31 protein-coding genes and 1 riboswitch are annotated in these 25,084 nt (G+C 50.1%); of the genes, 29 read left to right on the forward strand and 2 right to left on the reverse strand.

Annotated features, from left to right (window positions below):
• The first annotated feature begins 72 nt into the window (after nucleotides 1–72).
• The 26 genes from J2S36_RS07890 (at nucleotide 73) to rplO (ending at nucleotide 18,572) form a co-directional block, all read left to right on the forward strand.
• Nucleotides 73–3,966 carry a DNA-directed RNA polymerase subunit beta' gene (locus J2S36_RS07890; RefSeq protein WP_309957194.1) on the forward strand — a complete coding sequence of 1,298 codons (3,894 nt, stop codon included), beginning with the start codon at nucleotides 73–75 and terminating at the stop codon, nucleotides 3,964–3,966.
• 295 nt (nucleotides 3,967–4,261) lie between these two features.
• On the forward strand, nucleotides 4,262–4,636 hold the full coding sequence (rpsL, locus tag J2S36_RS07895) for a 30S ribosomal protein S12 (RefSeq protein ID WP_309957196.1): 375 nt from the start codon (nucleotides 4,262–4,264) through the stop codon (nucleotides 4,634–4,636).
• The gene (gene rpsG, locus J2S36_RS07900; RefSeq protein WP_309957198.1) at nucleotides 4,636–5,106 is read left to right on the forward strand and encodes a 30S ribosomal protein S7; all 471 of its coding nucleotides are present in this window, start codon (nucleotides 4,636–4,638) and stop codon (nucleotides 5,104–5,106) included. Before rpsL ends, rpsG begins: the two co-directional genes overlap by 1 nt.
• A gap of 72 nt (nucleotides 5,107–5,178) precedes the next feature.
• Complete coding sequence (gene fusA / locus J2S36_RS07905) at nucleotides 5,179–7,299, forward strand: elongation factor G (RefSeq protein ID WP_309957200.1); 2,121 nt, start codon at nucleotides 5,179–5,181, stop codon at nucleotides 7,297–7,299.
• Between the two features lie 178 nt (nucleotides 7,300–7,477).
• Nucleotides 7,478–8,668, forward strand: coding sequence for an elongation factor Tu (tuf, locus tag J2S36_RS07910; protein ID WP_309957202.1), 1,191 nt, complete (start codon nucleotides 7,478–7,480; stop codon nucleotides 8,666–8,668).
• Between the two features lie 308 nt (nucleotides 8,669–8,976).
• Nucleotides 8,977–9,285: a 30S ribosomal protein S10 gene (gene rpsJ / locus J2S36_RS07915; protein ID WP_034232511.1), complete on the forward strand. Its 309-nt coding sequence runs from the start codon at nucleotides 8,977–8,979 to the stop codon at nucleotides 9,283–9,285.
• An 11-nt stretch (nucleotides 9,286–9,296) separates the two neighbouring features.
• Nucleotides 9,297–9,968 carry a 50S ribosomal protein L3 gene (gene rplC, locus J2S36_RS07920; RefSeq protein WP_309957206.1) on the forward strand — a complete coding sequence of 224 codons (672 nt, stop codon included), beginning with the start codon at nucleotides 9,297–9,299 and terminating at the stop codon, nucleotides 9,966–9,968.
• A 5-nt stretch (nucleotides 9,969–9,973) separates the two neighbouring features.
• The gene (gene rplD / locus J2S36_RS07925) at nucleotides 9,974–10,621 is read left to right on the forward strand and encodes a 50S ribosomal protein L4 (protein ID WP_309957208.1); all 648 of its coding nucleotides are present in this window, start codon (nucleotides 9,974–9,976) and stop codon (nucleotides 10,619–10,621) included.
• Nucleotides 10,618–10,935: a 50S ribosomal protein L23 gene (gene rplW, locus J2S36_RS07930; RefSeq protein ID WP_374717337.1), complete on the forward strand. Its 318-nt coding sequence runs from the start codon at nucleotides 10,618–10,620 to the stop codon at nucleotides 10,933–10,935. Before rplD ends, rplW begins: the two co-directional genes overlap by 4 nt.
• A gap of 33 nt (nucleotides 10,936–10,968) precedes the next feature.
• The gene (gene rplB, locus J2S36_RS07935) at nucleotides 10,969–11,805 is read left to right on the forward strand and encodes a 50S ribosomal protein L2 (protein WP_309957209.1); all 837 of its coding nucleotides are present in this window, start codon (nucleotides 10,969–10,971) and stop codon (nucleotides 11,803–11,805) included.
• Nucleotides 11,806–11,822: 17 nt separating this feature from the next.
• Nucleotides 11,823–12,104, forward strand: a complete 282-nt coding sequence (gene rpsS, locus J2S36_RS07940) for a 30S ribosomal protein S19 (RefSeq protein WP_309957211.1) — start codon at nucleotides 11,823–11,825, stop codon at nucleotides 12,102–12,104.
• Between the two features lie 33 nt (nucleotides 12,105–12,137).
• Nucleotides 12,138–12,503: a 50S ribosomal protein L22 gene (rplV, locus tag J2S36_RS07945; RefSeq protein ID WP_309957214.1), complete on the forward strand. Its 366-nt coding sequence runs from the start codon at nucleotides 12,138–12,140 to the stop codon at nucleotides 12,501–12,503.
• A 2-nt stretch (nucleotides 12,504–12,505) separates the two neighbouring features.
• The gene (gene rpsC / locus J2S36_RS07950; RefSeq protein ID WP_309957217.1) at nucleotides 12,506–13,348 is read left to right on the forward strand and encodes a 30S ribosomal protein S3; all 843 of its coding nucleotides are present in this window, start codon (nucleotides 12,506–12,508) and stop codon (nucleotides 13,346–13,348) included.
• A gap of 5 nt (nucleotides 13,349–13,353) precedes the next feature.
• Nucleotides 13,354–13,770: a 50S ribosomal protein L16 gene (rplP, locus tag J2S36_RS07955; protein ID WP_309957220.1), complete on the forward strand. Its 417-nt coding sequence runs from the start codon at nucleotides 13,354–13,356 to the stop codon at nucleotides 13,768–13,770.
• Entirely contained in the window at nucleotides 13,770–14,012 is a 243-nt protein-coding gene (gene rpmC, locus J2S36_RS07960) for a 50S ribosomal protein L29 (protein ID WP_309957222.1), read from the forward strand. Before rplP ends, rpmC begins: the two co-directional genes overlap by 1 nt.
• A 20-nt stretch (nucleotides 14,013–14,032) precedes the next feature.
• Nucleotides 14,033–14,299, forward strand: coding sequence for a 30S ribosomal protein S17 (rpsQ, locus tag J2S36_RS07965; protein WP_309957531.1), 267 nt, complete (start codon nucleotides 14,033–14,035; stop codon nucleotides 14,297–14,299).
• Nucleotides 14,300–14,363: 64 nt separating this feature from the next.
• Nucleotides 14,364–14,732, forward strand: coding sequence for a 50S ribosomal protein L14 (rplN, locus tag J2S36_RS07970; protein ID WP_309957224.1), 369 nt, complete (start codon nucleotides 14,364–14,366; stop codon nucleotides 14,730–14,732).
• Nucleotides 14,732–15,076 (forward strand): 50S ribosomal protein L24, encoded by a 345-nt coding sequence (rplX, locus tag J2S36_RS07975; protein ID WP_309957226.1) that lies wholly within the window; start codon nucleotides 14,732–14,734, stop codon nucleotides 15,074–15,076. The genes rplN and rplX overlap by 1 nt, the downstream gene beginning before the upstream one ends.
• 14 nt (nucleotides 15,077–15,090) lie before the next feature.
• Entirely contained in the window at nucleotides 15,091–15,636 is a 546-nt protein-coding gene (gene rplE, locus J2S36_RS07980; RefSeq protein WP_309957533.1) for a 50S ribosomal protein L5, read from the forward strand.
• 2 nt (nucleotides 15,637–15,638) lie between these two features.
• The gene (locus J2S36_RS07985; RefSeq protein ID WP_309957228.1) at nucleotides 15,639–15,824 is read left to right on the forward strand and encodes a type Z 30S ribosomal protein S14; all 186 of its coding nucleotides are present in this window, start codon (nucleotides 15,639–15,641) and stop codon (nucleotides 15,822–15,824) included.
• 55 nt (nucleotides 15,825–15,879) lie between these two features.
• Nucleotides 15,880–16,278 (forward strand): 30S ribosomal protein S8, encoded by a 399-nt coding sequence (rpsH, locus tag J2S36_RS07990; RefSeq protein ID WP_309957230.1) that lies wholly within the window; start codon nucleotides 15,880–15,882, stop codon nucleotides 16,276–16,278.
• A gap of 20 nt (nucleotides 16,279–16,298) precedes the next feature.
• A complete protein-coding gene (gene rplF / locus J2S36_RS07995) occupies nucleotides 16,299–16,835 on the forward strand; it encodes a 50S ribosomal protein L6 (RefSeq protein WP_309957232.1) in 537 nt (178 codons plus the stop codon).
• Entirely contained in the window at nucleotides 16,835–17,206 is a 372-nt protein-coding gene (rplR, locus tag J2S36_RS08000) for a 50S ribosomal protein L18 (protein ID WP_309957234.1), read from the forward strand. Before rplF ends, rplR begins: the two co-directional genes overlap by 1 nt.
• A 21-nt stretch (nucleotides 17,207–17,227) precedes the next feature.
• Nucleotides 17,228–17,920: a 30S ribosomal protein S5 gene (gene rpsE / locus J2S36_RS08005; protein WP_309957236.1), complete on the forward strand. Its 693-nt coding sequence runs from the start codon at nucleotides 17,228–17,230 to the stop codon at nucleotides 17,918–17,920.
• Nucleotides 17,920–18,096 (forward strand): 50S ribosomal protein L30, encoded by a 177-nt coding sequence (gene rpmD, locus J2S36_RS08010; RefSeq protein WP_309957239.1) that lies wholly within the window; start codon nucleotides 17,920–17,922, stop codon nucleotides 18,094–18,096. The genes rpsE and rpmD overlap by 1 nt, the downstream gene beginning before the upstream one ends.
• Nucleotides 18,096–18,572 carry a 50S ribosomal protein L15 gene (gene rplO / locus J2S36_RS08015; protein WP_309957241.1) on the forward strand — a complete coding sequence of 159 codons (477 nt, stop codon included), beginning with the start codon at nucleotides 18,096–18,098 and terminating at the stop codon, nucleotides 18,570–18,572. Before rpmD ends, rplO begins: the two co-directional genes overlap by 1 nt.
• Before the next feature lie 424 nt (nucleotides 18,573–18,996).
• Here rplO and J2S36_RS08020 read toward each other — a convergent pair whose 3' ends face one another.
• Both J2S36_RS08020 and J2S36_RS08025 read right to left on the reverse strand, forming a co-directional pair.
• Nucleotides 18,997–21,087, reverse strand: coding sequence for an MFS transporter (locus J2S36_RS08020; RefSeq protein WP_309957243.1), 2,091 nt, complete (start codon nucleotides 21,085–21,087; stop codon nucleotides 18,997–18,999).
• A gap of 25 nt (nucleotides 21,088–21,112) precedes the next feature.
• The gene (locus tag J2S36_RS08025) at nucleotides 21,113–21,712 is read right to left on the reverse strand and encodes a MarR family winged helix-turn-helix transcriptional regulator (RefSeq protein WP_309957245.1); all 600 of its coding nucleotides are present in this window, start codon (nucleotides 21,710–21,712) and stop codon (nucleotides 21,113–21,115) included.
• Nucleotides 21,713–22,057: 345 nt separating this feature from the next.
• Nucleotides 22,058–22,225: riboswitch (Lysine riboswitch) on the forward strand.
• 127 nt (nucleotides 22,226–22,352) lie between these two features.
• Between J2S36_RS08025 and J2S36_RS08030 the strand changes: the two genes are divergently transcribed.
• From J2S36_RS08030 to J2S36_RS08040, 3 genes are read left to right on the forward strand one after another with little or no spacing between them, the layout of a single operon-like run.
• Complete coding sequence (locus J2S36_RS08030) at nucleotides 22,353–23,234, forward strand: transporter substrate-binding domain-containing protein (RefSeq protein WP_309957247.1); 882 nt, start codon at nucleotides 22,353–22,355, stop codon at nucleotides 23,232–23,234.
• A gap of 30 nt (nucleotides 23,235–23,264) precedes the next feature.
• Nucleotides 23,265–24,140, forward strand: coding sequence for an amino acid ABC transporter permease (locus J2S36_RS08035; RefSeq protein ID WP_309957249.1), 876 nt, complete (start codon nucleotides 23,265–23,267; stop codon nucleotides 24,138–24,140).
• Entirely contained in the window at nucleotides 24,140–24,934 is a 795-nt protein-coding gene (locus tag J2S36_RS08040; RefSeq protein ID WP_309957252.1) for an amino acid ABC transporter ATP-binding protein, read from the forward strand. Before J2S36_RS08035 ends, J2S36_RS08040 begins: the two co-directional genes overlap by 1 nt.
• Nucleotides 24,935–25,084 lie beyond the last annotated feature (150 nt).

The raw sequence follows: 25,084 nt of genomic DNA on the forward strand, positions 1-25,084 counted from the left end.
ACGCCCGCCGTCTGGCAAACTACAGGAAAAGAATTTAAAGCCTCGGCGTAAAAATCTTCGGAAGTAGGAATCTTGCTCGACGTTAATCTCTTCGATCAGCTCCACATCTCGTTGGCAACATCTGACGATATTCGTTCCTGGTCACACGGCACAGTGACGAAACCTGAAACAATTAATTACCGTACTTTGAAGCCTGAAAAAGATGGTCTTTTTGGCGAACAGATTTTCGGTCCAACTCGTGATTGGGAATGTGCGTGCGGGAAGTATAAGCGGCCACGTTACAAGGGTATTGTTTGTGAACGCTGTGGCGTAGAAGTCACGCGTTCAAAAGTGCGCCGTGAGCGCATGGGGCATATTGAGCTTGCCGCACCGGTTACACACATCTGGTATTTCAAGGGTGTGCCAAGCCGTCTTGGATATCTTTTAGACGTAGCTCCAAAAGATCTCGAAAAAGTAATTTACTTTGCTGCATATATGGTGACGGATGTGGATGCACAGCGCCGTCATGACGATCTGCCCACCCTTACTGCAGAATATGAGCTTGAGCGGAAAAGCCTTGAGCAGGAACGTAATGTGCAAATTGAGAAGGCATTAAAGGCTGAAGAAGAAGCTTTGAAAGCAGCAGAAGCAGCCAAAACTCCTGCAGAGCGGAATAAGATCAAGCGCATCGCAGAAGCCGAAACAAAGCGCGTGCGCCGTCAATATGAGGAAGATCTTGCTCGCCTGGAAGAAGTTTGGGATAAATTTACCAAGCTGAAGGTTGGCGATTTGGAAGGTGATGAAGAAGCATACCGCGCAATGGAATTGCGCTGGGGTGATTACTTCCATGCTTGCCGTGGTGCTGAAGCAGTGCAGCGCCGGTTGCAGAATTTTGATTTGCAAGCAGAGCATGAGGCACTGCTCGAACAAATCGAGACGGGTACGGCACAGCGAAAGACCCGCGCTTTGAAGCGAATCAAAGTTGTGAATGCATTTTTGCACTCCGGCACGAAGCCAGAAGCGATGGTACTCGATGCGCTCCCAGTGATTCCACCGGATTTGCGTCCAATGGTGCAACTTGATGGTGGCCGTTTTGCAACATCTGATCTGAACGATCTTTACCGTCGGGTAATCAATCGTAATAATCGTTTGAAGCGCATGATTGATTTGAACGCGCCAGAGATCATGGTAAATAACGAAAAGCGAATGCTGCAGGAAGCTGTGGATGCGCTTTTCGATAATGGTCGCCGTGGTCGTCCGGTACAAGGTGCGGGCAATCGTCCGTTGAAGTCGATTTCGGATATGCTCAAAGGTAAGCAGGGGCGTTTCCGGCAAAACTTGCTTGGTAAGCGTGTCGATTATTCTGGTCGTTCTGTGATCGTCGTCGGTCCAACCCTGAAATTGCATCAATGCGGTCTGCCAAAGACGATGGCACTCGAACTCTTCAAGCCGTTTGTCCAAAAGCGGCTTGTGGATCTCGAATTGGCAAAGAATATTAAGGCTGCAAAGCGTCTCATCGAGCGTCAGCATGATGAGGTTTTTGATGTGCTCGAAGAAGTTATTCGCGAGCATCCAGTATTGCTCAACCGTGCACCAACGCTGCACCGTCTCGGGATTCAGGCTTTCGAGCCGCAGCTGATCGAAGGTAAGGCGATCCGTTTGCATCCGCTCGTCTGTTCGGCATTCAACGCCGATTTCGACGGCGATCAGATGGCTGTGCATTTGCCGCTTTCAGCAGAAGCACAGGCAGAAGCACGCATCTTGATGCTCTCTGCAAATAATATTTTGAAGCCTTCAGATGGTCGCCCGGTGACGGTGCCATCGCAGGATATGATCATTGGGCTTTACCATTTGACGATGCTGCGTGCAGGTGGAATCGGCGAAGGTCGTTATTTCACTTCCGTAGCTGAAGCACAGATGGCTTGGGATCTGGGCGATTTGGATCTGAACTCGTTGGTTCACATTCGCTTCCAGGCAGACGAAATTGTGCTGCCACGTGATTTCCAGACTCCTGAAGGCTACACCGAAGGTGCTGCGATCGTCCTTGAAACATCACTTGGGCGCTGTTTATTTAACGACGCATTGCCGACCGCTTTCCCATTCATTAACGAAGTGGTGGGGAAGAAGGTGCTTGGCGCGATCGTGAATGAACTGGCTGAGCGTTATTCCAAGGTCGAAGTTGGCGCTTCACTTGATGCATTGAAGAATACTGGTTTCTACTGGGGTGGTCGCTCTGGCGTGACGATTGCCGTCTCTGACGTGAAGACTCCAGCAAATAAAGCTGAGATTTTGGCTGCTGCCGAAAAGCGTGCAGCAAAGATCGAGCAGGAGTACCAGGAAGGTAATATTCGCGATGAGGATCGCCGCCGCGATTTGGTGGAATTGTGGACGGAAGTAACCGACCAAGTGGCTGACGAAATGCGTGACCAGTTCGATGACTGGAATAACGTGAATATCATGGTGACCTCTGGTGCACGTGGTAACTGGATGCAGATTCGTCAGGTGGCGGGGATGCGCGGTCTTGTGGCTGATCCAAAGGGCGAAATTATTCCGCGTCCAATTACTTCCAATTATCGTGAAGGACTTTCTGCGCTGGAATACTTCACTGCGACCCACGGTGCACGTAAAGGTCTTGCTGATACTGCTTTGCGTACCGCAGAATCCGGTTACCTGACCCGTCGTCTTGTAGACGTGGCGCAAGACGTGATTGTGCGTGAAGCAGATTGCGGTACCACGCGCGGTTTGCTCAAGCCAATTATCGTTACTGATGCTGAGGGCAACGAAAGTCGTTCAGAAGATATCGAGACCTCAGTATTTGCACGTACTTTGGCAAAAGATGCGGTGGATGCCAATGGCAATGTGATAGTCGAAGCGGGCACTGATATTGGTGATGTCGCACTTGAAAAGCTGATCGATGCAGGGATCAAGGAAATTACGGTACGCTCCGTTTTGACCTGTAATTCCCGCGTTGGTACTTGTGCAAAGTGCTATGGTCGCTCACTGGCTACCGGTAAGCTCGTTGATATTGGCGAAGCAGTCGGGATCGTTTCGGCGCAGTCCATTGGCGAACCTGGTACTCAGCTGACGATGCGTACCTTCCACACTGGTGGTGCTGCTTCCGCAGAAGATATCACTCAGGGTCTGCCGCGTGTGCAAGAGCTTTTTGAAGCACGTACACCAAAGGGTGAAGCACCAATTGCGGAAGCTGCTGGCCGGCTCGAAGTAGAAGATCTTGAGCGTTCGCGCCGCTTGATTATCAAGCGTGATGACGGCGATGAAGATTTGGTTTATCTCGTCGGTAAGCGCGCAAAGATGCTGGTCCCAGAAGGATCGCATGTTACTGTTGGAACCCAGATCGTCGAAGGTTTGATCGATCCAAAGAAGGTCTTGCGGATTTCTGGTCGTCGGGCTGCGCAACTCTTCCTAGTATCTGAAGTACAGCATGTCTACCGCTCACAGGGCGTGGAAATCCACGATAAGCATATCGAAGTGATCGTGCGCCAGATGTTGCGCCGGGTGACGGTGCTTGAGGCCGGCTCTACCGATTTGCTTCCGGGCGAGCTTGTGGATGTATCCGTCTTTGAAGATGCAAATCGTGCAGCATTGGCTGAAGGCGGGAAGCCAGCTTCTGGTCGCCCAGAGCTGATGGGCATCACCAAGGCTTCTTTGGCTACTGATTCTTGGCTTTCAGCTGCCTCCTTCCAGGAGACAACAAAGGTGCTCACTGAGGCTGCGCTGAATGCGAAGTCTGATCCGCTTGCGGGTCTGAAGGAGAATGTGATCCTCGGTAAGCTGATCCCAGCTGGTACTGGTTTGGAGACGCTGCGCGGAATGAAAGTCGAGCCAACTCCGGCTGCACGTAGTGAATACGAACAGCTGAACAATATCATCTCTCGTGATTTCGATTCATTGGATGATATCTACGGTTATAACGGTTTCGATGATTACGATTCTTCACTCGGCTATGGGTACGGGTTGAATTTCTAAGTATCATGGAGAACTGTGAGAGGCGAGATTGTGCGGATTAACACGTCACAATCTCGCCTCTTTCTTTGACGTTGAAAGTCTATATTCGCTAGGCTTAAACACGATGCCCGTTTCGGCTGCTTTTACGTTGCTTTTCTAATATCACAGTACTGGTTGCAAATGTTGCTGTGTGTTCTATTAGATAAAAGACGGTCGGACGTGAGGGAAGAACGGTGAATTCCCGGGCGCATGCTTGAAGTAAGTGCTTCTTGCGGCGGGCAATTAGCTAATATCGCATAGTTAAACAGGAGAAATAGTGCCTACTATTCAGCAGCTGGTTCGTAAGGGCCGCTCAAGCAAGGCGAGCCACTCCAATACACCGGCGTTGAAGGCAAGTCCTCAGCGTCGTGGAGTTTGCACTCGCGTTTACACCACTACCCCGAAGAAGCCGAATTCGGCTCTCCGAAAAGTCGCTCGTGTGCGTCTTTCTTCCGGTATCGAAGTTTCTGCATATATTCCAGGTGAAGGTCATAACCTTCAAGAACACTCCATCGTGCTTGTGCGTGGTGGACGTGTGAAGGATCTTCCTGGTGTTCGTTACCATATCGTCCGTGGCGCCCTTGATACGCAGGGTGTGAAGAACCGTGCGCAGGCACGGTCGAAGTACGGCGCGAAGAAGGAGAAGAAGTAATGCCACGTAAGGGTCCTGCACGCAAGCGTCCGTTGATTGCCGATCCAGTACACGGCTCAACGATCGTTACTCAGCTTATTAACCGAGTGCTGCTTGACGGTAAGAAGTCCACTGCAGAGCGCATTGTTTATGGTGCACTCGATGCAGTTGCGGAAAAGACTGGTCAAGATTCCCTCGCAGTGCTCAAGCGCGCATTGGAAAATATCAAGCCACAGCTCGAAGTGAAGTCTCGCCGTGTTGGCGGCGCTACCTATCAGGTGCCAGTGGAAGTTAAGCCAGGTCGCGCAAATACTCTTGCACTTCGTTGGCTTGTGGATTTTTCCCGTCAGCGTCGTGAAAACACCATGCTTGAGCGTCTTCAGAATGAAATCATGGATGCCGCTAATGGTCTTGGTGCAGCAGTGAAGCGTCGTGAAGACATGCATCGCATGGCTGAATCGAACCGCGCATTCGCACACTACCGCTGGTAATCACAGCGTAATTTGCAATGTAAATCAAAGGTTGCCTGATTTTGGCAACCAGGCAAAAGAAAAGAGTTCTCAATGGCACACGAAGTGCTTACTGACCTCACCAAGGTTCGGAATATCGGGATTATGGCGCATATTGATGCGGGTAAGACCACCGTTACTGAACGTATCCTGTTCTACACAGGCATTAACTATAAGATTGGTGAAACTCATGACGGCGCCTCCACCACTGACTGGATGGAGCAGGAAAAGGAACGTGGTATCACGATCACTTCCGCCGCTGTGACTTCCTTCTGGAAGAATCATCAGATCAATATTATTGATACCCCAGGCCACGTTGATTTTACCGTCGAAGTAGAGCGCTCCTTGCGGGTACTTGACGGCGCCGTCGCAGTATTCGACGGTAAAGAGGGCGTGGAGCCACAGTCTGAAACGGTTTGGCGCCAGGCTGATAAGTACAATGTGCCACGTATCTGTTTCATCAATAAGATGGACAAGATGGGTGCAGATTTCTACTTCTCAGTGAAGACGATTGAAGAGCGTTTGCACGCGACTCCGCTCGTGATGGCACTCCCGATCGGTGCAGAATCAACACTTTCGGGTGTAATTGATTTGCTCTCAATGAAGGCGATCCGCTTCCCAGCTGAAGATGAAAAAGGCAATAAGACCATGGGCGCGATCGTGGTGGAAGAAGAAATTCCAGCCGATATGCTCGAAAAAGCTGAAGAATACCGCGAAAAGCTGATCGAGAAAGTTGCAGAATCTGATGATGCACTTCTTGAGAAGTTCTTCGGTGGCGAAGAAATCTCGGTCGATGAGTTGCAGCAGCAGATTCGGAAGCTCACGATTGCCGGTGAAGTCTTCCCAGTATTCTGTGGTTCTGCATACAAGAACATCGGAATTCAGCTCGTGCTTGATGCAGTTGTTTCTTACCTGCCGTCTCCGCTTGATGTGGGTGCAGTGAAGGGCGTTAATCCGGCAAATGAAGATCAAGAGATGACTCGTGAACCTTCTGAAAAAGAACCGTTCTCAGCACTCGCATTCAAGATCGCAGTACACCCGTTCTTCGGTCGTCTCACCTTCATCCGCGTCTACTCTGGTAAAGTTGACGCTGGTGCGCAGGTGCTCAATGCGACTAAGGGGAAGAAGGAACGCGTTGGAAAGATTTTCCAGATGCATTCCAATAAGGAAAACCCGGTAGACGTAGCACACGCTGGCCACATTTACGCAGTAGTTGGTTTGAAGGATACCACCACCGGTGATACGCTTTCGGATCAAGCTCATCCGATTTCACTCGAATCAATGACCTTCCCGGAGCCTGTGATTCACGTTGCGGTAGAGCCGAAGTCAAAGGGCGATCAGGAAAAGATGGGGATCGCGATTCAGAAACTTGCTGAAGAAGATCCAACCTTCACGGTGAAGCTTGATGAGGAAACCGGTCAGACCGTCATCGGCGGGATGGGCGAGCTCCACTTGGATATCATCGTTGATCGGATGCGCCGCGAGTTCAAAGTGGAAGCAAATGTTGGTGCGCCAATGGTTGCTTACCGTGAAACGATCCGCAAGGCTGTACAAAACGTTGAATACACGCACAAGAAGCAGACTGGTGGTTCTGGTCAGTTCGCGAAGGTGCTCGTTACTTTCGAGCCGCTTCCGGAAAATGACGAAGGTAATATTTACGAATTCGTTGATGCTGTGACCGGTGGTCGCGTGCCACGCGAATACATTCCGTCAGTTGATGCAGGTATTCAGGCAGCAATGGAGAATGGCGTGCTGGCAGGCTTCCCAATGGTTGGCGTGAAGGCAACTTTGGAAGACGGCGCATACCATGATGTCGATTCTTCTGAAATGGCGTTCAAGATTGCTGGTCAGATGGTCTTCCGTGAGGGTGCAAAGCGCGCTAACCCGGTGATTCTCGAACCAGTGATGGACGTTGAAGTTCGTACTCCAGAAGAGTATATGGGCGATGTGATTGGCGATCTTAACTCTCGCCGTGGTCAGATTGCTTCAATGGAAGACGCAACGGGCGTGAAGATCGTCCGTGCGAATGTACCACTTTCCGAAATGTTTGGTTATGTTGGCGATTTGCGTTCAAAGACGCAGGGTCGTGCGGTGTACACCATGCAATTCGCAAAGTATCAAGAGGTTCCGAAGGCTGTTGCCGACGAAATCATCTCTAAGACCCGTGGCGAGTGAGCCAACAGGTTAAATTTACAAAAATACAATTCAACCAGTAGGATTTCACTTAGCCATGTTTTCCTGACGTCGATGAAAGTGCTAAAATCGATCCGTTAAGGTTTGAAAAAGGCGCTAACGTCTATGTTTCGAAACTGACAAAGCTGAAAAACACTACCCGAGTCCCAGGAGGGCACAAGTGGCCAAGGCCAAGTATGATAAGTCCAAGCCGCATATGAACATCGGCACCATCGGTCACGTGGATCACGGTAAGACCACCACGACCGCAGCAATTACCAAGGTTCTCGCTGAGAAGTATCCAGATCTCAACGAGGTAACCGCATTCGAGAACATCGATAACGCTCCAGAAGAACGCGAGCGCGGGATTACGATCAACGTTGCACACGTTGAATACCAGACCGAAAAGCGTCACTACGCACACGTTGACGCTCCAGGCCACGCCGATTACATCAAGAACATGATCACCGGCGCTGCACAGATGGATGGCGCGATCCTCGTGGTTGCTGCTACCGACGGTGCAATGGCTCAGACCCGTGAGCACGTGCTGTTGGCTCGTCAGGTGGGCGTTCCACAGATCATCGTTGCACTGAACAAGTGCGATATGGTTGACGATCCAGAAATGATCGAACTCGTCGAGATGGAAATCCGCGAACTTCTTTCTGATAATGGCTACGACGGCGATAACGCTCCAGTGGTTCAGATTTCTGGTTACCAGGCACTTCAGGGTGAAGCACAGTGGGTTAAGTCCATCGAAGATTTGATGGAAGCAGTTGATACTTACTTCGACGATCCAGTTCGCGATCTCGACAAGCCATTCCTGATGCCAATCGAAGACGTCTTCACAATTTCCGGCCGTGGTACCGTTGTTACCGGTCGTGTGGAGCGCGGTTTGCTCAACATCAACGAAGAAGTCGAAATTCTCGGCATTCGTGAAGCTCAGAAGACCACCGTTACTGGTATCGAAATGTTCCACAAGCAAATGGATCACGCAGATGCCGGCGAAAACTGCGGTCTTCTGCTTCGTGGCACCAAGCGTGATGAAGTTGAACGCGGTCAGGTTGTTGCAAAGCCAGGCACCATCACCCCACACACCGAATTCGAGGGTCAGGTGTACGTGCTGAAGAAGGAAGAAGGCGGTCGCCACAATCCATTCTTCTCCAACTACCGTCCACAGTTCTACTTCCGGACCACGGATGTTACCGGTGTGATCACTCTTCCAGAAGGCACCGAAATGGTTATGCCAGGCGATAACACCACCATTACGGTTGAACTGATTCAGCCAATCGCAATGGAAGAAGGCCTCGGCTTCGCGATTCGTGAAGGCGGTCGTACCGTTGGTTCAGGTCGTGTGACGAAGGTTATCAAGTAATTTATTTGCTTGAATATCGTCTTTGACTAATAAGTGCAGGCTCCGAGCTTTTTGTTCGGAGCCTGCACTTATCTCTGTGTAGTGTGCCACCAAAGCGCTTTGTGCCTTGCAGTTGGTAATAGATATTTGGCATACTAGACGAGTTGCTCGATTAACGAGCTTAGCTTGGCCGGAGTTGCAAAAGCGCTTCGGTACATTCAAAGGTTACTCAAAACTCCATAGGGCTTTCGTTGTTACTTCTTAGTGTGCGACACGCCCGAGTGCGGGTTTCGGTGTAGCCACGGAATATTAGAGAGGGAGACGACGCCATGGCGGGACAAAAAATCCGCATCCGTCTGAAGTCTTATGACCATGAGGTCATCGACAGTGCAGCGAAAAAGCTCGTCGACGAAGTTACCCGGACGGGAGCATCGGTCGTAGGGCCAGTGCCACTACCGACCGAGAAGAACGTATTCACGGTTATTCGCTCGCCCCACAAGTACAAGGATAGTCGCGAACAATTTGAAATGCGCACGCATAAGCGACTAATTGACATTGTCGATCCAACCCTGAAGACAATTGACACGCTGCGTCGTCTGGATTTGCCAGCTGATGTCAGTGTAGAAATCAAGCTCTGAGGTAACGCATTATGGTAAAGAACATCCAAGCAGCTGCTGTAGCCAAGCCGGTAAAGGCTGTGCTCGGCACCAAGCTCGGCATGACGCAAGTATGGGACGAAAATGCAAAGCTCGTTCCTGTTACCGTTGTGCGAGTAGGGAAGAACGTAGTCACTCAGATTCGCACCGCTGAAGTTGACGGTTATGAAGCACTCCAGATTGCTTCTGGTGAGCTCAAGAAGAAGAACGTAACCAAGCCGATGGCTGGTCATTTTGCAAAAGCTGGCGTTGAACCACGCCGTCACATTGCTGAAATTCGTACTTCTGATGCCAGCGAATATACGCTCGGTCAGGAAATTGGTGTAGAAACCTTTGAAGCAGGTCAGATTATTGATGCAATCGGCACTTCCAAGGGTAAGGGCTTTGCTGGTGTGATGAAGCGTCACGGCTTTGCTGGTGTTTCAGCATCGCACGGTGCACATCGCAATCACCGGAAGCCAGGTTCAATTGGTGCTTGTGCGACTCCTTCACGTGTTTTCCGTGGAATGCGGATGGCAGGTCGGATGGGTAACGCTCGCGTAACCACTCAGAATCTCACGATTCACGCAATTGACACCGAAAATAATCTCATTCTCGTGAAGGGCGCTCTTCCAGGTAACAAGGGCAGCGTCGTCATGATTCGTACTGCCGTGAAGGGAGCCTGATATAAATGGCAGACTTCAAGGTTGATATTCTCGACTTTGCCGGCGAAAAAGCTGGCAGTGTGACCCTTCCTGCAGCACTTTTTGACGTTGATGCAAACGTCGCATTGCTGCACCAAGTAGTAAATGCACAGCTTGCTGCTGCACGTCAGGGAACACATAAAGTAAAGACTCGCGGTGAAGTTCGCGGTGGTGGTATTAAGCCATTCAAGCAAAAGGGAACCGGTCGTGCACGTCAAGGCTCGATTCGTGCTCCACACTTCACTGGTGGTGGAATCGTTCATGGTCCAACCCCGCGCGATTACTCACAGCGCACCCCGAAGAAAATGATTGCTGCAGCTTTGCGTCAATCACTTTCCGATCGTGCACGTAATGAGCGTCTGCATGTGGTGAAGGGTTTTGTTGCGGGCGAGAAGCCTTCTACAAAGTTAGCTCTCTCGCTGCTCGGTAAAGTGAACGAAGGCCGTCGTGCGCTCGTTGTACTTAACCGTGGCGATGATACTGACGTGCTCTCACTGCGGAACATTCCGCAAGTGCACACATTGTACGTAGACCAGTTGAATACTTACGATGTGCTTTGCGCAGATGATGTAATCTTCAGCGAAGTTGCACTCAAGCTTTGGATTGGTGCAAACACCAAGGAGGAGACGAAGTGACTTCCGAAATTGCAGCACTCAAGAATAAAGATCCTCGCGATGTGATTCTCGCGCCATTGGCTTCAGAGAAGGCAACCCGTCTTGAGGATGAAGGTAAGTACACATTCCTCGTGGCAAAGGATGCAAACAAGACTGAAATTAAGCTTGCAATCGAAGCTATTTTTGAAGTCAAGGTCGCATCGGTGAACACGATGAATCGTGCAGGTAAGACCCGCCGGACCCGTAATGGTATCGGTCGTCGCAAGGATACGAAGCGGGCTATTGTGACGCTTCGTGAAGGCACGATTGATATTTACGGCGATATCGTAGGCTAAGGCCCACGGAAGATAATTGAGGAATAAGATCTCATGGGAATTCGTAAGTACAAGCCGACCACACCAGGTCGTCGCGGTGCGAGCGTAGCAGATTTCGTTGAAATCACCCGGACCACTCCGGAAAAGTCGCTACTTCGCCCACTGCACAAGACCGGTGGTCGCAATAACAACGGGCGTATTACTACCCGCCATAAGGGCGGCGGTCACAAGCGCCAGTACCGCGTAATTGATTTCCGTCGGAATGATAAAGACGGTATCAACGCACGCGTTGCGCATATCGAATACGATCCAAATCGTACTGCACGCATTGCACTGCTGCATTACGTGGACGGCGAAAAGCGTTACATCCTTGCACCACTTAACTTGAAGCAAGGCATGATCGTGGAAAATGGACCAAGTGCTGATATTAAGCCAGGTAACAATCTTCCACTGCGGAACATTCCAGTCGGTACCGTGATCCACGCTGTCGAACTTCGTCCAGGCGGCGGTGCGAAGATCGCACGTTCAGCCGGTGCTTCGGTACAGCTTGTAGCAAAAGAAGGCAAGCTTGCGCAGCTGCGGATGCCATCAGGCGAAATCCGCAATGTTGATGCACGTTGCCGCGCAACGGTTGGTGAAGTTGGCAATGCTGAACAATCGAACATCAACTGGGGCAAAGCTGGTCGAATGCGCTGGAAGGGCGTCCGTCCGACCGTGCGTGGTGTGGTAATGAACCCAGTTGACCACCCACACGGTGGCGGTGAAGGTAAGACTTCCGGTGGTCGTCATCCTGTATCCCCGTGGGGGCAGAAGGAAGGGCGTACCCGTCATCCAAAGAAGCACAGCGACAAGCTCATTGTTCGCCGTCGCAAGACTGGTAAGAAGCGCTGATCAGGAGGATATGAGTAATGCCGCGTAGTTTGAAGAAGGGCCCATTCGTTGATGCTCACCTTTACAAGAAGGTCGATGAGCAAAACGAAAAGGGCACAAAGAACGTAATCAAGACCTGGTCCCGCCGGTCAATGATCACCCCTGATTTCCTCGGGCACACATTTGCTGTGCACGACGGACGCAAGCATGTGCCAGTGTTCGTAACGGAATCCATGGTTGGTCACAAGTTGGGCGAGTTCGCTCCGACCCGCACCTTCAAGGGCCACGTTAAAGAAGATAAAAAGGGCCGTCGCCGTTAAGGCACGTAGCACGAGAAAGAGATAGGCAAAATTATGGAAGCTAAGGCGCAAGCACGATTTGTGCGCGTCACGCCCCAGAAGTCGCGCCGCGTGGTAAATGAGATCCGCGGTAAGCGTGCACTGGATGCCGTCGACGTGCTGCAGTATGCACCACAGGCAGTGGCTCGGGATGTAAAGAAAATTGTTGAATCCGCAATCGCGAATGCACGTTACGCTGCTGATCAGGCAGGTGAGCGGATTGACGAAGCTGAACTCGTAATTTCAGCAGCATACGTTGATGAAGGTCCAACCATGAAGCGGATTCAGCCACGTGCACAGGGCCGTGCGAATCGCATCTTGAAGCGGTCCAGCCACATCACCGTAATCGTCAGCGATGGTAAGAACGAGAAGGAGGCCTGATCGTGGGGCAGAAAGTTAACCCAACCGGATTCCGCCTCGGTATTACCACTGAGCACCGTTCTAAGTGGTTCACTGATTCCGCAAAATCAGGTCAGCGTTATGCTGATTACCTTGGCGAAGATATTCAGATTCGCCGGTTGATGGAAAAGAATCTTGAGCGTGCAGGTATTTCCCGTGTAAATATCGAACGCCGTACCGAACGGGTGGTTGTCGATATCCACACTGCACGTCCTGGTATCGTGATTGGACGCCGCGGGGCAGAAGCTGACCGTCTGCGTCAGGATTTGGAGAAACTAACTGGTAAAGCAGTGCAGTTGAACATTCTGGAAGTAAAGAATCCAGAAGCTGACGCACAGCTTGTTGCACAGGGCGTTGCCGAGCAGCTGTCTGCTCGTGTTTCGTTCCGTCGCGCGATGCGTAAGGCGATTCAGTCTGCTCAGCGCGCAGGTGCAAAGGGGATCCGAATTCAGTGCTCTGGTCGCTTGGGCGGCGCGGAAATGTCACGTGCGGAATTCTATCGTGAAGGTCGCGTGCCATTGCATACCTTGCGTGCGAATATTGACTACGGCTTCTACGAAGCACGTACCACATTCGGTCGCATTGGTGTAAAAGTTTGGATTTACCGCGGTGATGTAACTGATTCTGAATACTACCGTCAACTTGCAGAAGGTAACCGTAGTGGTCGTGGTAACCGCGCTGAACGTCGTGGGCGTCGCGGTAACCGCAATGCACGTGGCGGTCAGCGGGGAGCTGCTCAGACGGCAGCTCCGCAGGAAGCTCCAGCTGCTGTAGCAGCTGCTCCAGAAAGTGCAGCTGCGGCTACTACCGAGAAAACGGAGGCTTAAGTTAAATGCTTATTCCACGTCGTACAAAGTACCGTAAGCAGCATCGGCCAGATCGTCACGGGATGTCGAAGGGCGGAAACGAGTTGGCATTCGGCGAGTTTGGTTTACAAGCTCTCGCTCCAGCATACGTTACCAACCGTCAGATTGAAGCAGCTCGTATTGCAATGACCCGTCACGTAAAGCGCGGTGGTAAGGTTTGGATCAATATCTTCCCAGATCGCCCGCTCACCAAGAAAGCTCTTGGCTTGCGTATGGGTTCAGGTAAAGGTCCGGTTGAAACCTGGGTTGCGAACGTGAAACCAGGTCGTGTGATGTTCGAACTCAGCGGAGTTTCTGAAGAACTCGCACGTGGTGCATTGCTTCGTGCAATGCACAAACTACCAATGAAGGCCCGCATTATTTCTCGAGAGGATGGTGAATAATGGCTAAGGGGATCACCACTGCAGAGCTTGATAAGCTCACTGACGCTGAGCTCGCAAAGAAGCTCACTGAATCGAAGGAAGAATTGTTCAATCTTCGATTCTCAGCCGTCACTCACCGTCTTGAGGATTCTGGTCGGCTGCAGGAAGTACGTCGCAATATTGCGCGTATTTACACCATTGCCCGCGAGCGCGAGCTCAATATTCGTACAGCACCGGCTCCAAAGAAGTCGGCTAAGAAGTGAGGTCTATCGTGAGCGAAGAAATGACTGAAACCACAGTACGTAATCACCGGAAGGTTGAGCGTGGATACGTGGTTAGTGACAAAATGGATAAGACCGTCGTAGTTGAGGTTGAAGATCACCGGAAGCATTCGCTGTACGGTAAGGTCATGAGCCGCACTCGTCGCGTTAAGGCCCACGATGAATCTAATGAGGTTCGCGTAGGCGATCTAGTACGCATCATGGAAACCCGACCATTATCTGCAACCAAGCGTTTCCGCGTGGTTGAGATTATTGAAAAGGCGAAGTGATTAGTAACCATCCGTTCGGCAAGGCTCGTTCAACGAGAACCGGCACGACGACAGGAGATAATAAATGATCCAGCAGGAGTCTCGGCTTAAGGTCGCCGATAACACTGGTGCAAAGGAAATTCTTTGCATCCGTGTACTCGGTGGTTCAGCCCAGCGCTACGCCGGAATTGGCGATGTAATCGTCGCAACCGTCAAGGATGCAATTCCTGGCGGAAATGTTAAGAAGGGTGACGTCGTGAAAGCGGTCGTCGTCCGTGCAAAGAAGGAAACTCGCCGTGCTGATGGCTCATACATCAGCTTCGACGAAAATGCCGCAGTGATTCTCAAGAACGAGAACGAGCCACGAGGCACCCGTATTTTCGGTCCAGTTGCTCGTGAATTGCGTGATAAGAAGTTCATGCGCATCGTTTCACTGGCTCCGGAGGTGATCTAATGGCGAAGATCAAAAAGGGTGATCTCGTGCAGGTGATTGCAGGTCGTGATAAAGGCTTGCAGGGTCATGTGCTCGCCGTTGACACCGCACGCGACCGCGTTGTTGTGGAAGGCGTGCAGCGAGTGAAGAAGCACACCAAGGTAGGCCGCACTGATCGTGGTGGCGCTACCGGCGGTATTGAGACGGTAGAAGCTCCAATCCATGTTTCTAACGTGGCACTTGTCGGTCCTGACAAGAAGCCGATTCGTGTTGGCTTCCGTGAGGTTGAAGTAGAACGCAACGGCAAGAAGAAGATCATGCGTGAACGCATTGGTCGTCGGGGCGGAAAGGAGATTGAACTGTGAGCACCACAGAAAAGATCCAGCCACGTCTCAAGCTGAAGTATCGCGATGAAATCGTGGCTAAGCTGCATGACGAGTTCAAATATGAAAATGTAAACCAAACTGCTGGTCTGGTAAAGATCGTGGTGAATATGGGTGTTGGCGATGCAGCACGCGATTCAAAGGTAATCGAAGGCGCTGTTGCTGATCTCACCGCAATCACTGGTCAGAAGCCACACGTGACTCGTGCCCGTAAGTCAATCGCGCAATTCAAATTGCGCGAAGGCATGCCAATTGGTGCACACGTAACGCTTCGCGGCGACCGCATGTGGGAATTCCTCGATCGGCTACTTTCGACGGCACTTCCACGTATCCGCGATTTCCGTGGTCTTTCAGCTAAGCAATTCGACGGCAATGGAAACTACACTTTCGGTTTGACCGAGCAGTCAGTATTCCATGAAATCGATCAGGACAAGATTGATCGCGTACGTGGTATGGATATTACCGTAGTCACGAGCGCTAAAACCGACGATGAGGGTCGTGCATTGTTGCGTCACCTCGGATTCCCATTCAAGGAGGACTGACGATGGCGAAAACTGCTCTGAAAGAAAAGGCAAACCGCAAGCCGAAGTTTGCTGTGCGTGCATACACGCGCTGCCAGCGTTGCGGACGCCCACACTCGGTATATCGCAAGTTCGGCCTATGCCGTATCTGCCTGCGTGAGATGGCCCATCGCGGTGAACTCCCAGGTGTTAAGAAGTCCAGCTGGTAAGAATCTACGTCGTAGGTCTGAATAGGAAACCACGACGAGAAAGGGCTAAAGCCCGATGTCAATGACAGACCCAATTGCAGACATGCTAACGCGTCTGCGGAATGCAAACTCTGCATTCCACGAGTCGGTTTCAATGCCGTACTCAAAGATGAAGGCGAATATCGCCGAAATCCTCGAACGCGAGGGTTACATCAAGAATTTTGAAGTTGAGGATGCAAAGGTTGGCAAGACCCTCATCCTTAACCTGAAGTTCGGTGCTAATCGTGAGCGCGCGCTTGCTGGTTTGCGTCGTATTTCAAAGCCAGGTCTTCGCGTTTATGCGAAGTCAACAAACCTTCCTCAAGTTCTCGGTGGACTTGGCGTGGCAATTCTTTCCACGTCTTCAGGTATGCTCACCGATCGTGAGGCACGAGAAAAGGGCGTAGGTGGGGAAGTCCTCGCCTACATCTGGTAAGCGAAAGGAGAGTCTGCACAATGTCACGTATTGGTAAGCTCCCAATCGCGATCCCATCTAACGTTACCGCTTCACTTGTTGACGGTGTAATTACCGTGAAAGGCCCGAAGGGCGAACTTTCACAGGCTGTTCCTGCGCCAATTGAAGTGGCTGTTAACGATGCTGAAATTGTCGTTACCCGTCCAAATGACGAGCGTCAGTCTCGTTCCTTGCATGGTCTTACCCGCACCTTGATCAACAACAATATCATTGGTGTGACTGAAGGTTTTACCAAGGCAATGGAAATCGTTGGTACTGGTTACCGTGTAGTTGCAAAGGGAAAGGATCTTGAATTCTCCCTCGGCTACTCCCACACCATTTTGGTGGAAGCGCCAGAAGGAATTTCATTCCAGGTGGAAGGTCCAACCAAATTCAGTGTGAACGGTATTTCCAAGCAACAGGTTGGCGAAATGGCTGCACGCATTCGTAAGCTCCGCAAGCCTGAGCCTTATAAGGGCAAGGGCGTTAAGTACGCTGACGAAGTTATCCGCCGCAAGGCTGGAAAGGCTGGTAAGTGATGGCTGTATCATTCAAGGGCAAAGGCAAGTTCATTGCTCGCGCACGTCGTCATGCACGTCTCCGCAAGCGCATTTCCGGTACTACCGAACGGCCGCGTCTCGTGGTTACTCGTTCAAACCGTCATATGTTTGTACAGGTAATCGACGATACCGTCGGCAAGACTCTTGCATCCGCATCTACTATGGAAGAAGCTCTTCGCACGAAGGAAGCAAACAAAGTAGATAAGGCACGCGAAGTTGGCGAGCTCGTCGCAAAGCGTGCGCTTGAGGCAGGTATCACCACGGTCGTTTTTGATCGTGGTGGCAATAAGTACCACGGTCGCGTTGCTGCTGTTGCTGACGGCGCACGCGAAGCAGGTTTGACGCTTTAAGGCAAAACGAGAGGAAAGACAATGGCTGCAGAGCAGCAAGTACTAGAAGGCGGCGAGCGCAAAGAGCGCGAAAACCGTCGCGAAGGTCGCCGTAATGACCGTCGCACCGATCGTCGCGCCGAAGAAAAGACCCCATATATTGAGCGCGTTGTGACGATCAGCCGCGTGGCTAAGACCGTAAAAGGTGGCCGTCGGATGTCATTTACTGCCCTTGTGGTAGTTGGTGACGGCAATGGTACCGTTGGTGTTGGTTACGGCAAGGCAAAGGAAGTGCCAGCAGCAATTGCGAAGGGCACTGAAGACGCAAAGAAGAACTTCTTCAAAGTGCCACGTATTGGTACCACGATTCCACATCTCGTGCAGGGTGAAGACGCAGCAGGCGTAGTTTTGCTTCGTCCGGCTTCTGCAGGTACTGGTGTTATCGCTGGTGGTCCTGTGCGTGCACTGATGGAGTGCGCTGGCATTCATGATGTGCTGAGCAAGTCTCTCGGTTCTTCAAATGCGATCAACATTGTTCGTGGCGCTGTTGCTGCATTGAAGAAACTTGAACAACCAGAAGCTGTGGCAGCTCGTCGCGGTCTTCCTGTTGATCAAGTTGCACCAGCAGCAATGCTGCGCAAGCGCGCTGAGCATGAAGCCAAGGAACGTGAAGATGCTGAAATCGCTGCTCAGACGGCAGAGAATGAAGCAGCTGCAGCAGGAGTTGGTGCATAATGCTGAAAATTACACAGAAGAAGGGCCTTGTAGGCGCTAAGCAGAATCAGAAGGAGACTATGCGTACGCTTGGTCTGCGTAAGATTCACCAGTCGGTGGTACGTCAGGACGATTCCGCAACTCGCGGCATGATTCGTACTGTGGCTCACCTTGTCACCGTGGAGGAGGTTGACTGATGTCTGAAAAGAAAACCGATTCCGTTGAAGTATTGAAGATTCACGATCTTCGTCCAGCTCCGGGTTCGAACAAGGCTCGCACCCGTGTTGGTCGTGGTGAAGGTTCGAAGGGTAAGACTGCTGGCCGTGGTACCAAGGGTACAAAGGCTCGTTACCAGGTTCCTGCTGGTTTTGAAGGCGGTCAGATGCCAATGCATATGCGTTTGCCAAAGTTGCGTGGCTTCAAGAACCCTGCACGTATCGAATACCAGGTTGTAAATCTTGATAAGCTGGCTCAACTTTTCCCGAATGGCGGAGAAGTAACGGTTGTAGATCTCATCGCAAAGGGTGCAGTTCGTTCCGGTGAGCTTGTGAAGGTGCTCGGCACTGGTGAAGTCTCAGCGAAATTCAACCTTGTAGTTGATGCTTGGTCCGCATCTGCTCAGGAAAAGATTGAAGCTGCAGGTGGTTCACTCGCAAAGCGCGACGCTGAATAACACGATTTTATTTGCTGTTTGGATCGCTCCAAACGCAATAGAATATTGATAGTGCTCCTCCCTAAATATAAGGGAGGAGCACTATTGTATCTCCAGCTGAATAGGATCTGAGCTAGTTAGTGATTCGCACTATGCGATCATTCGTCTTGGATCTCGCAATATTTACAGTGATGCTTATTTCGATAACGAACAGATAGTATTGTTGCTGTTGCTGTTGCTGTTGCTGTTGCTGTTGCTGGGAACATTTCAGCAAATAAGTGAGCTTAGCGGAGATAAAATTACTTGCGCTTTCCCAATTTCGGATTTTAGAATTCGCATCACGGCAACAAATCAATTCTTTCCCGTCATTTTGCCAGATGCCACAAAGGCGGTGGGAGAAATATTCTGCAACTCACCACCGCCTTTATGGCTAAACGAACCGAAATTACTCAGTTGAGTCTATTTTTTTCTTTCCCGGAACACCGATCAATAAAATCAGCATTGCCAATGAAGCCAAACCATAGAACCAAAACAGATTTGCGAACCCACGATTTAATGCTAATTGGAAAGTACTCTCAAGCTCAGCGCTATTTTCGCGAATATCAGCAGCATAATTCTTTTGTCCTACGGTAAAAGCATCAGGAAGTGCTGCACTGAGTTCTTCCATCCAAATAATTGTTTGTGCCGTTTCTTTCCGCGAATTTTCAAGTTGTGCAATTACGGGAGCAGGTGCTCCCGTAGACTTTAGCTGCACGATCCGGGCATCAATTTGCTTTTGCCCGTTACTGATTTCATGAATACCTTTTGCAATTCCAGCTTGGATCTGCGCAATCTGCGTTGGCAGCTGCTGCTCAAAAATATAATCAGAAACCTGTATGCTGCGCGCAACAATATTCGTCACATCAGCTGTTTGCAATAAAGAAATCAGCTGGTCGGGGAGGACGATTCCATTGTCCGTCGCGGCTTTTCCGGCATTAACAGTGCTCATTTTTACCGGAAAAGTTGTCTGGGTGAAATCAGGTATTGCGAAATCTCCAATTACCTCTGCCATGCGTGGGTCTGCTTTCAATGCCGCGAAACGGTTTTGCAATTCTTGCGCATGTGGAAGTTCACCAATAGATACTGTATCTGGGAGCTCGTCCATCAGCGTATTTTGCAATCCGGAAAGCGAGTTTGCGAGTAAGCCTACCAATATTGCAGGAGCGATCGTGGTGCCGAAAGCCCGCACAAGCGAGAGATTAGCGAGACCACTGGTCGCCTGTGATGCAGGCAGTAAATGCAAAATCAGATAATTCAGTGGAGCGCCAATAATAAAACCGAGTCCTAAGCCCATTAAAATCAAGCACACAATTGCCGAGAAGTATCCAGGATTGGGAGAAGCCCAGTAAATCAAGGCGAGTGCAGCAATTACAGATACTAACGCGCCAAAGCCGATCACAAGGCGTGGACCATATTTATCTGTGAGTTTCCCACTCAAAGGGGCACCCACGCCTGATGCAAGTCCGAGGATAATGACCGGATATCCCCCTGCACCGGCAGCTAAACGCATCGAGTTCTCAGCAAATTGCGGCACAAAAATAATCGCCATCATCGTCATCCCCGAGAGCGCTGCGAGCAGCATCGTTAACGCTACCTGGAATTTCGCAAAATAACGAATATCGATCACGGGGTCGTCAGCTTTTAATTCGCAAATTATGAAGATTGGTGTGAAGACTATGACGGCGAGACTTGCAGCCCAGACATTCGGATCTTGGACGGACTTTATCAGATCAAAGAAATCAAGATGCTGGAATACCCAAAGTAAAGCAAGCACTATTGCGACCATCAAGGTAATCCCTGCGTAGTCGATTTTCTTTGCTGCGCTTGGTGCATCTGCTGGCAATGAGCGAATTCCGAAAACAATCACGAACACAGCGATTGGCACGTTGATATAGAAAATCCATTGCCAGTTATCAATACCGACAATATCGAGAATTGCTGAACCAGCAGAAGCGCCAAAAACGTTTGCGACGCCGTAAACTCCGCCGACAAGCCCAAGCGCCATTCCTTGCTTCGATTTTGGCACAATCGTGCCAATTGCGGCTGTTGCGATTGGCACGATTCCGCCGCCGCCGATCGCCTGCACAACTCGCGAGAATAAGAGCAGCGGGAATGATGCGAGGTTTTGTGCTAGCCCGCATCCAAATGAACCGATCCCAAAGAGCACAATGGAAATCACGTAAAGGCGTTTCTTCCCAAATCTATCAGCTAATTTTCCCATTACTGGAATTGCAGCGGCGTAGGAAAGAGTGTAAATGGTAATCATCCAGATGCCGACGGTTTCGCTGATGCCGAGATTATTTTGGATAACGGTACGTGCAGGGGTGACGATTCCAGTATCGATGGCGCCCATAAAAATTCCCAACAGGTAAAGTGCCATCACCATGACCCAGTTTGCAGGATTTTTTGATGTTTTTTCTCGCTGCTCGTCTATCATATTGACGGATGCCTTACTTTGTGCTGAGTTATTTTGAGTTTTGTTTTCTTTTTGAATCATTTTCAATATTTTCTTTGGTGAGTATTTAATCTTGGTGGCAGTTTTTTAGTTTTGGATGTAATGCTGCTGGTTGGTGGGATTGGGGCAAAATACGCGTTAGTTCGCGCACGATTTGTAAAAAAGTTGCAACTTGCCCGTCGTCATAAGGTGCAAGGATATCTGCAATTTCGCGATGCGGTTCAACTGTTTTTACAAATTCACTCCCGATATGTGCACCTAGTTCAGAAAGGATCAGGTAGGAGCGACGTCGGTCTTTCGTGTCTGATGTGCGGCTGAGGTAGCCGGCAGCTTCGAGTTTCTCAGTAAGGTAGCTGACGGCTGCTCGTGAGATGCCAAGTTCCAGCGCAAGTTCAGAGGCGGTGATTGGCTGGTCGGTGAGCTGGGCTTGCCAGACTTTGAGAATCGCATCTGTTTCACGTGTGGTTAGCCCAGTGCTGACGGCATAGCCTGTGAGCATTTTTGTAGCGTGAAGCGCAAGTTTATGAAATTCAAAGATGATGTGATCTTCGAGTTTTTGTCGATGTTGTGTGCGTGGCACTGCTTTTGCTGGTGCTATTGGAGGTGTGTGATCTGTGGGGGTGTGATCAGGGTATTCGGTAGTGCCGTCAGTTTGCGGGCCCTTCATATGCATCTCCGTTCTGAAAGTAGGCTGGTGTTACTGATGATCGATAAGTTTTCTGTGTCATTGTGTGCAAGATCTGGATTGTTAGGATGCACAATATTTGCACTGCATAGCGCACTGCAGCGAGTGCCAGCCGCCGGTTGATCAGCTAATCGCGCGCAGATTGGGGAAGCGATTAGTAATTTTGCGACGGCAGGAGCGGAGGTTTCACACCTTGACGGTAGTTAAGTTTATTAACAATTAAATATTTTAATCAAATTGAAAGCTGAGGGAAATTATCGGAAAAATTCTCACTATGTAAAACGGGTTGCTTTTGCCTTGGAAGTATCATAGAGTTGCTTGCAACATAAGCATGATAGAGGCGCGTCCGACATCAGTAGCTTTTCGCGAATGGGATATGCGGAAAGTGAAAGGGGAGGTCGCCGAGAGAATTTGGATGTGGCCCACACTCACAAGTTCTCGGGGTAACGGATAAGATCTGTTGCACTGTCGCGGATGCGGAGAGCTGTCATGGCGCATCGTTGCAAGAGTTTACATCTTTGCAAACAGTATGGAGTCATGTCTGGCATGGCTCCAATTTTCTTTCTGGGGTCAGCTTCAGGCTTATGTATGTTTGAAAGAACGTGAACAGAAAGGGAAAACGATGAGACGAGGATTAGCTGCGATGACTGCCGGAATTCTTGCACTCGGTATTAGCGCATGCAGTGCAACTGGCGGAAATTCTGCTTCCAATGCAAAATCTGGCGGTACTCCAAACGCCTCTGGTCTGATTGCAGACGGTAAATTCACGATTGCAATGGAAGCCGCATATGCTCCATACAATTGGGAGCAGCCGGATAATGCAAATGCTGCGGTGAAAATCGATAATAGCACTGGTTATGCAAATGGCTATGATGTTTTGACGGCGAAAGAAATTGCTGCAGCAAATGGCTGGGAGTTGCATATTGTGAAGCAAGATTGGGATTCGCTGATTCCGGCATTGCAAGCAGGTACGATCGATGCGGTGATTGCAGGTCAATCAATGACGGCTCAACGCATGGAGGAAGTAGATTTCGCTGGTCCGTATCTTTATGCAAATATTGTGGTGCTCACCAAAGCGGGCTCGCAATTTGCTGATGCGAAAGGCATTTCAGAGCTGAGCGGCGGGAAGGTCACCAGCCAAACCGGTACGATCTGGTATGACACCCTGATTCCGCAAATTCCTGATGCAAACCGCCTTTCACCGGCTGAAAGTGCGCCAGCGATGCTGATGGCACTGCAGACGGGGCAAGTTGACTATGTGGTAACGGATATGCCGACTGCACAAAGCGCTGTAAAAGCCTATCCTGAGATGAAGATTCTCAACTTTAGTGATTCTGCAGATAATTTCAAAGTATCTGATGAAGATATCAATATCGGGATTGCTGTGAAAAAAGGAAATACAGCATTAAAAGATACACTCAATAAAGTACTCGCCGGCAAGAGCGCAGCTGATTTCGAGAAACTGATGGTGCAGGCGGTATCGATCGCGCCAGCAAACGAGTAAGCGTAACGTAACGAAATAGGGTAGAAGCAGATGTTACTCCAACTTTGGCAAGATATTTTCGAGTTGCTAAATGATTATGGCGGCACATATCTCTCCGGGATGTTAAACACTTTGACTCTCGCGGTGGTAGCCACATTTTTCGGATGTGTAATCGGTTTTGTCTGCGGTATTTTGCAGACGATTCCTAGCTCGGAAAATGATGCTCTTGCCAAGCGCGTCTTATTGGCACTAATTCGTGTGATCATTCGGATTTACGTGGAAGTTTTCCGCGGTACTCCAATGATTTTGCAGGCGGTTTTCATTTTCTATGGTCTACCCTATTTCACGAATAACGCGTTTCAGTTTTCCAGCCTTTGGGGAGTGTCGATCTTTGTAGTTTCGATCAACACTGGCGCATATATTTCCGAATCAGTGCGTGGCGGGATTATCTCAGTGGATCCAGGGCAGACGGAGGGCGCGCGTGCGATCGGGATGAACCATTTCCAGACGATGCGATACGTGATATTACCGCAAGCACTTCGCAATCTATTGCCGCAAATCGGGAATAATTTCATCATCAATATCAAAGATACTTCAGTGATGTTTATTATCGGTTTTGCTGATTTCTTCTCCGTCCACAAGATGGTTTCGGGTGCGATTTTCAAATACTTCCCGTCAGCTACGATTGAGATGTTTGGGTATCTTACGTTGACGCTGATCTCGTCGTTCTTATTGCGTGCTTTGGAACGCCGTCTCGACGGTGCTGACGAGTATGAGATCGCACCTGGGAAAGGGAATGCTGGCAGCGGAAAATTACATCAAGATGGTGCGCAAGGATACGATTTGGTAAACCAGGATCAGCTTGTAATGGCAGCAGGGAACTATACTTATCCGAAGCCACGCAAAGGGCAGAAAGGAGTGCTTTGATGGAAACAATGCAGCCGGTTGGAGAACCTCAGGGAAGTGCAGAAGCGCAGCTGATTGCACCGAATTCACCGATCATTGAAGTACAGCATCTGTCAAAGAGTTTCGGTCGGCATGAGGTGCTGAAGGATGTAGATTTTGCCGTTTATCCTGGCGATGTGACGAGTATTATTGGGGCTTCAGGTTCGGGTAAAAGCACTTTGTTGCGCTGCATTAATTTACTGGAATCGGCCACCTCGGGCGAGATTCTTTTTCACGGGAAAAATGTGCGTGATCGCGCGGTGAGTCCAAGTAGCTACCGGTCAAAGGTCGGGATGGTTTTCCAGAGCTTTAATCTCTTTAATAATATGACGATTTTGCAAAATTGCATGATTGGGCAAGAGAAGGTTTTGGGCCGGAGCAAAGCTGAGGCAAAAGAAAAAGCATTGCATTATCTTGAAAAAGTTGGCATGCTGCCATACATAAATGCGAAGCCGCGGCAAATTTCTGGCGGGCAGAAGCAACGTGTGGCAATTTCGCGAGCTTTGGCGATGGATCCGGAAGTATTGCTTTTTGACGAACCTACTTCGGCTCTCGATCCGGAAATGGTAGGTGAAGTGATTCAGGTGATGTCACAGCTTGCCGCAGAAGGCATGACGATGCTGGTAGTAACGCATGAGATGGCTTTTGCTCGGACTGTGAGTAAGAATGTGGTCTTTATGGCTGACGGTGTGATTGCCGAACAGGGCTCTCCGGAGCAGATTTTTTCGCATCCGCGCCGTGAGCGGACGCGAGAATTTCTTCAGCGTTATCTTTAGGCAAGATTCCGTGAAGGTGTATTACATACAGGTGAAATACACGGATCGAGGAATTTTGCACGCCATGTATGAAAATATTTGAGCCATCTCTCTTAATCTGTGTTGTAATTCGCGGTGGTCTTCAGGGTATAATCCTTGTTTGGCGTATAC

The organism is Arcanobacterium hippocoleae, assembly GCF_031456295.1.
GTDB classification, from domain to species: Bacteria; Actinomycetota; Actinomycetes; order Actinomycetales; family Actinomycetaceae; genus Arcanobacterium_A; species Arcanobacterium_A hippocoleae.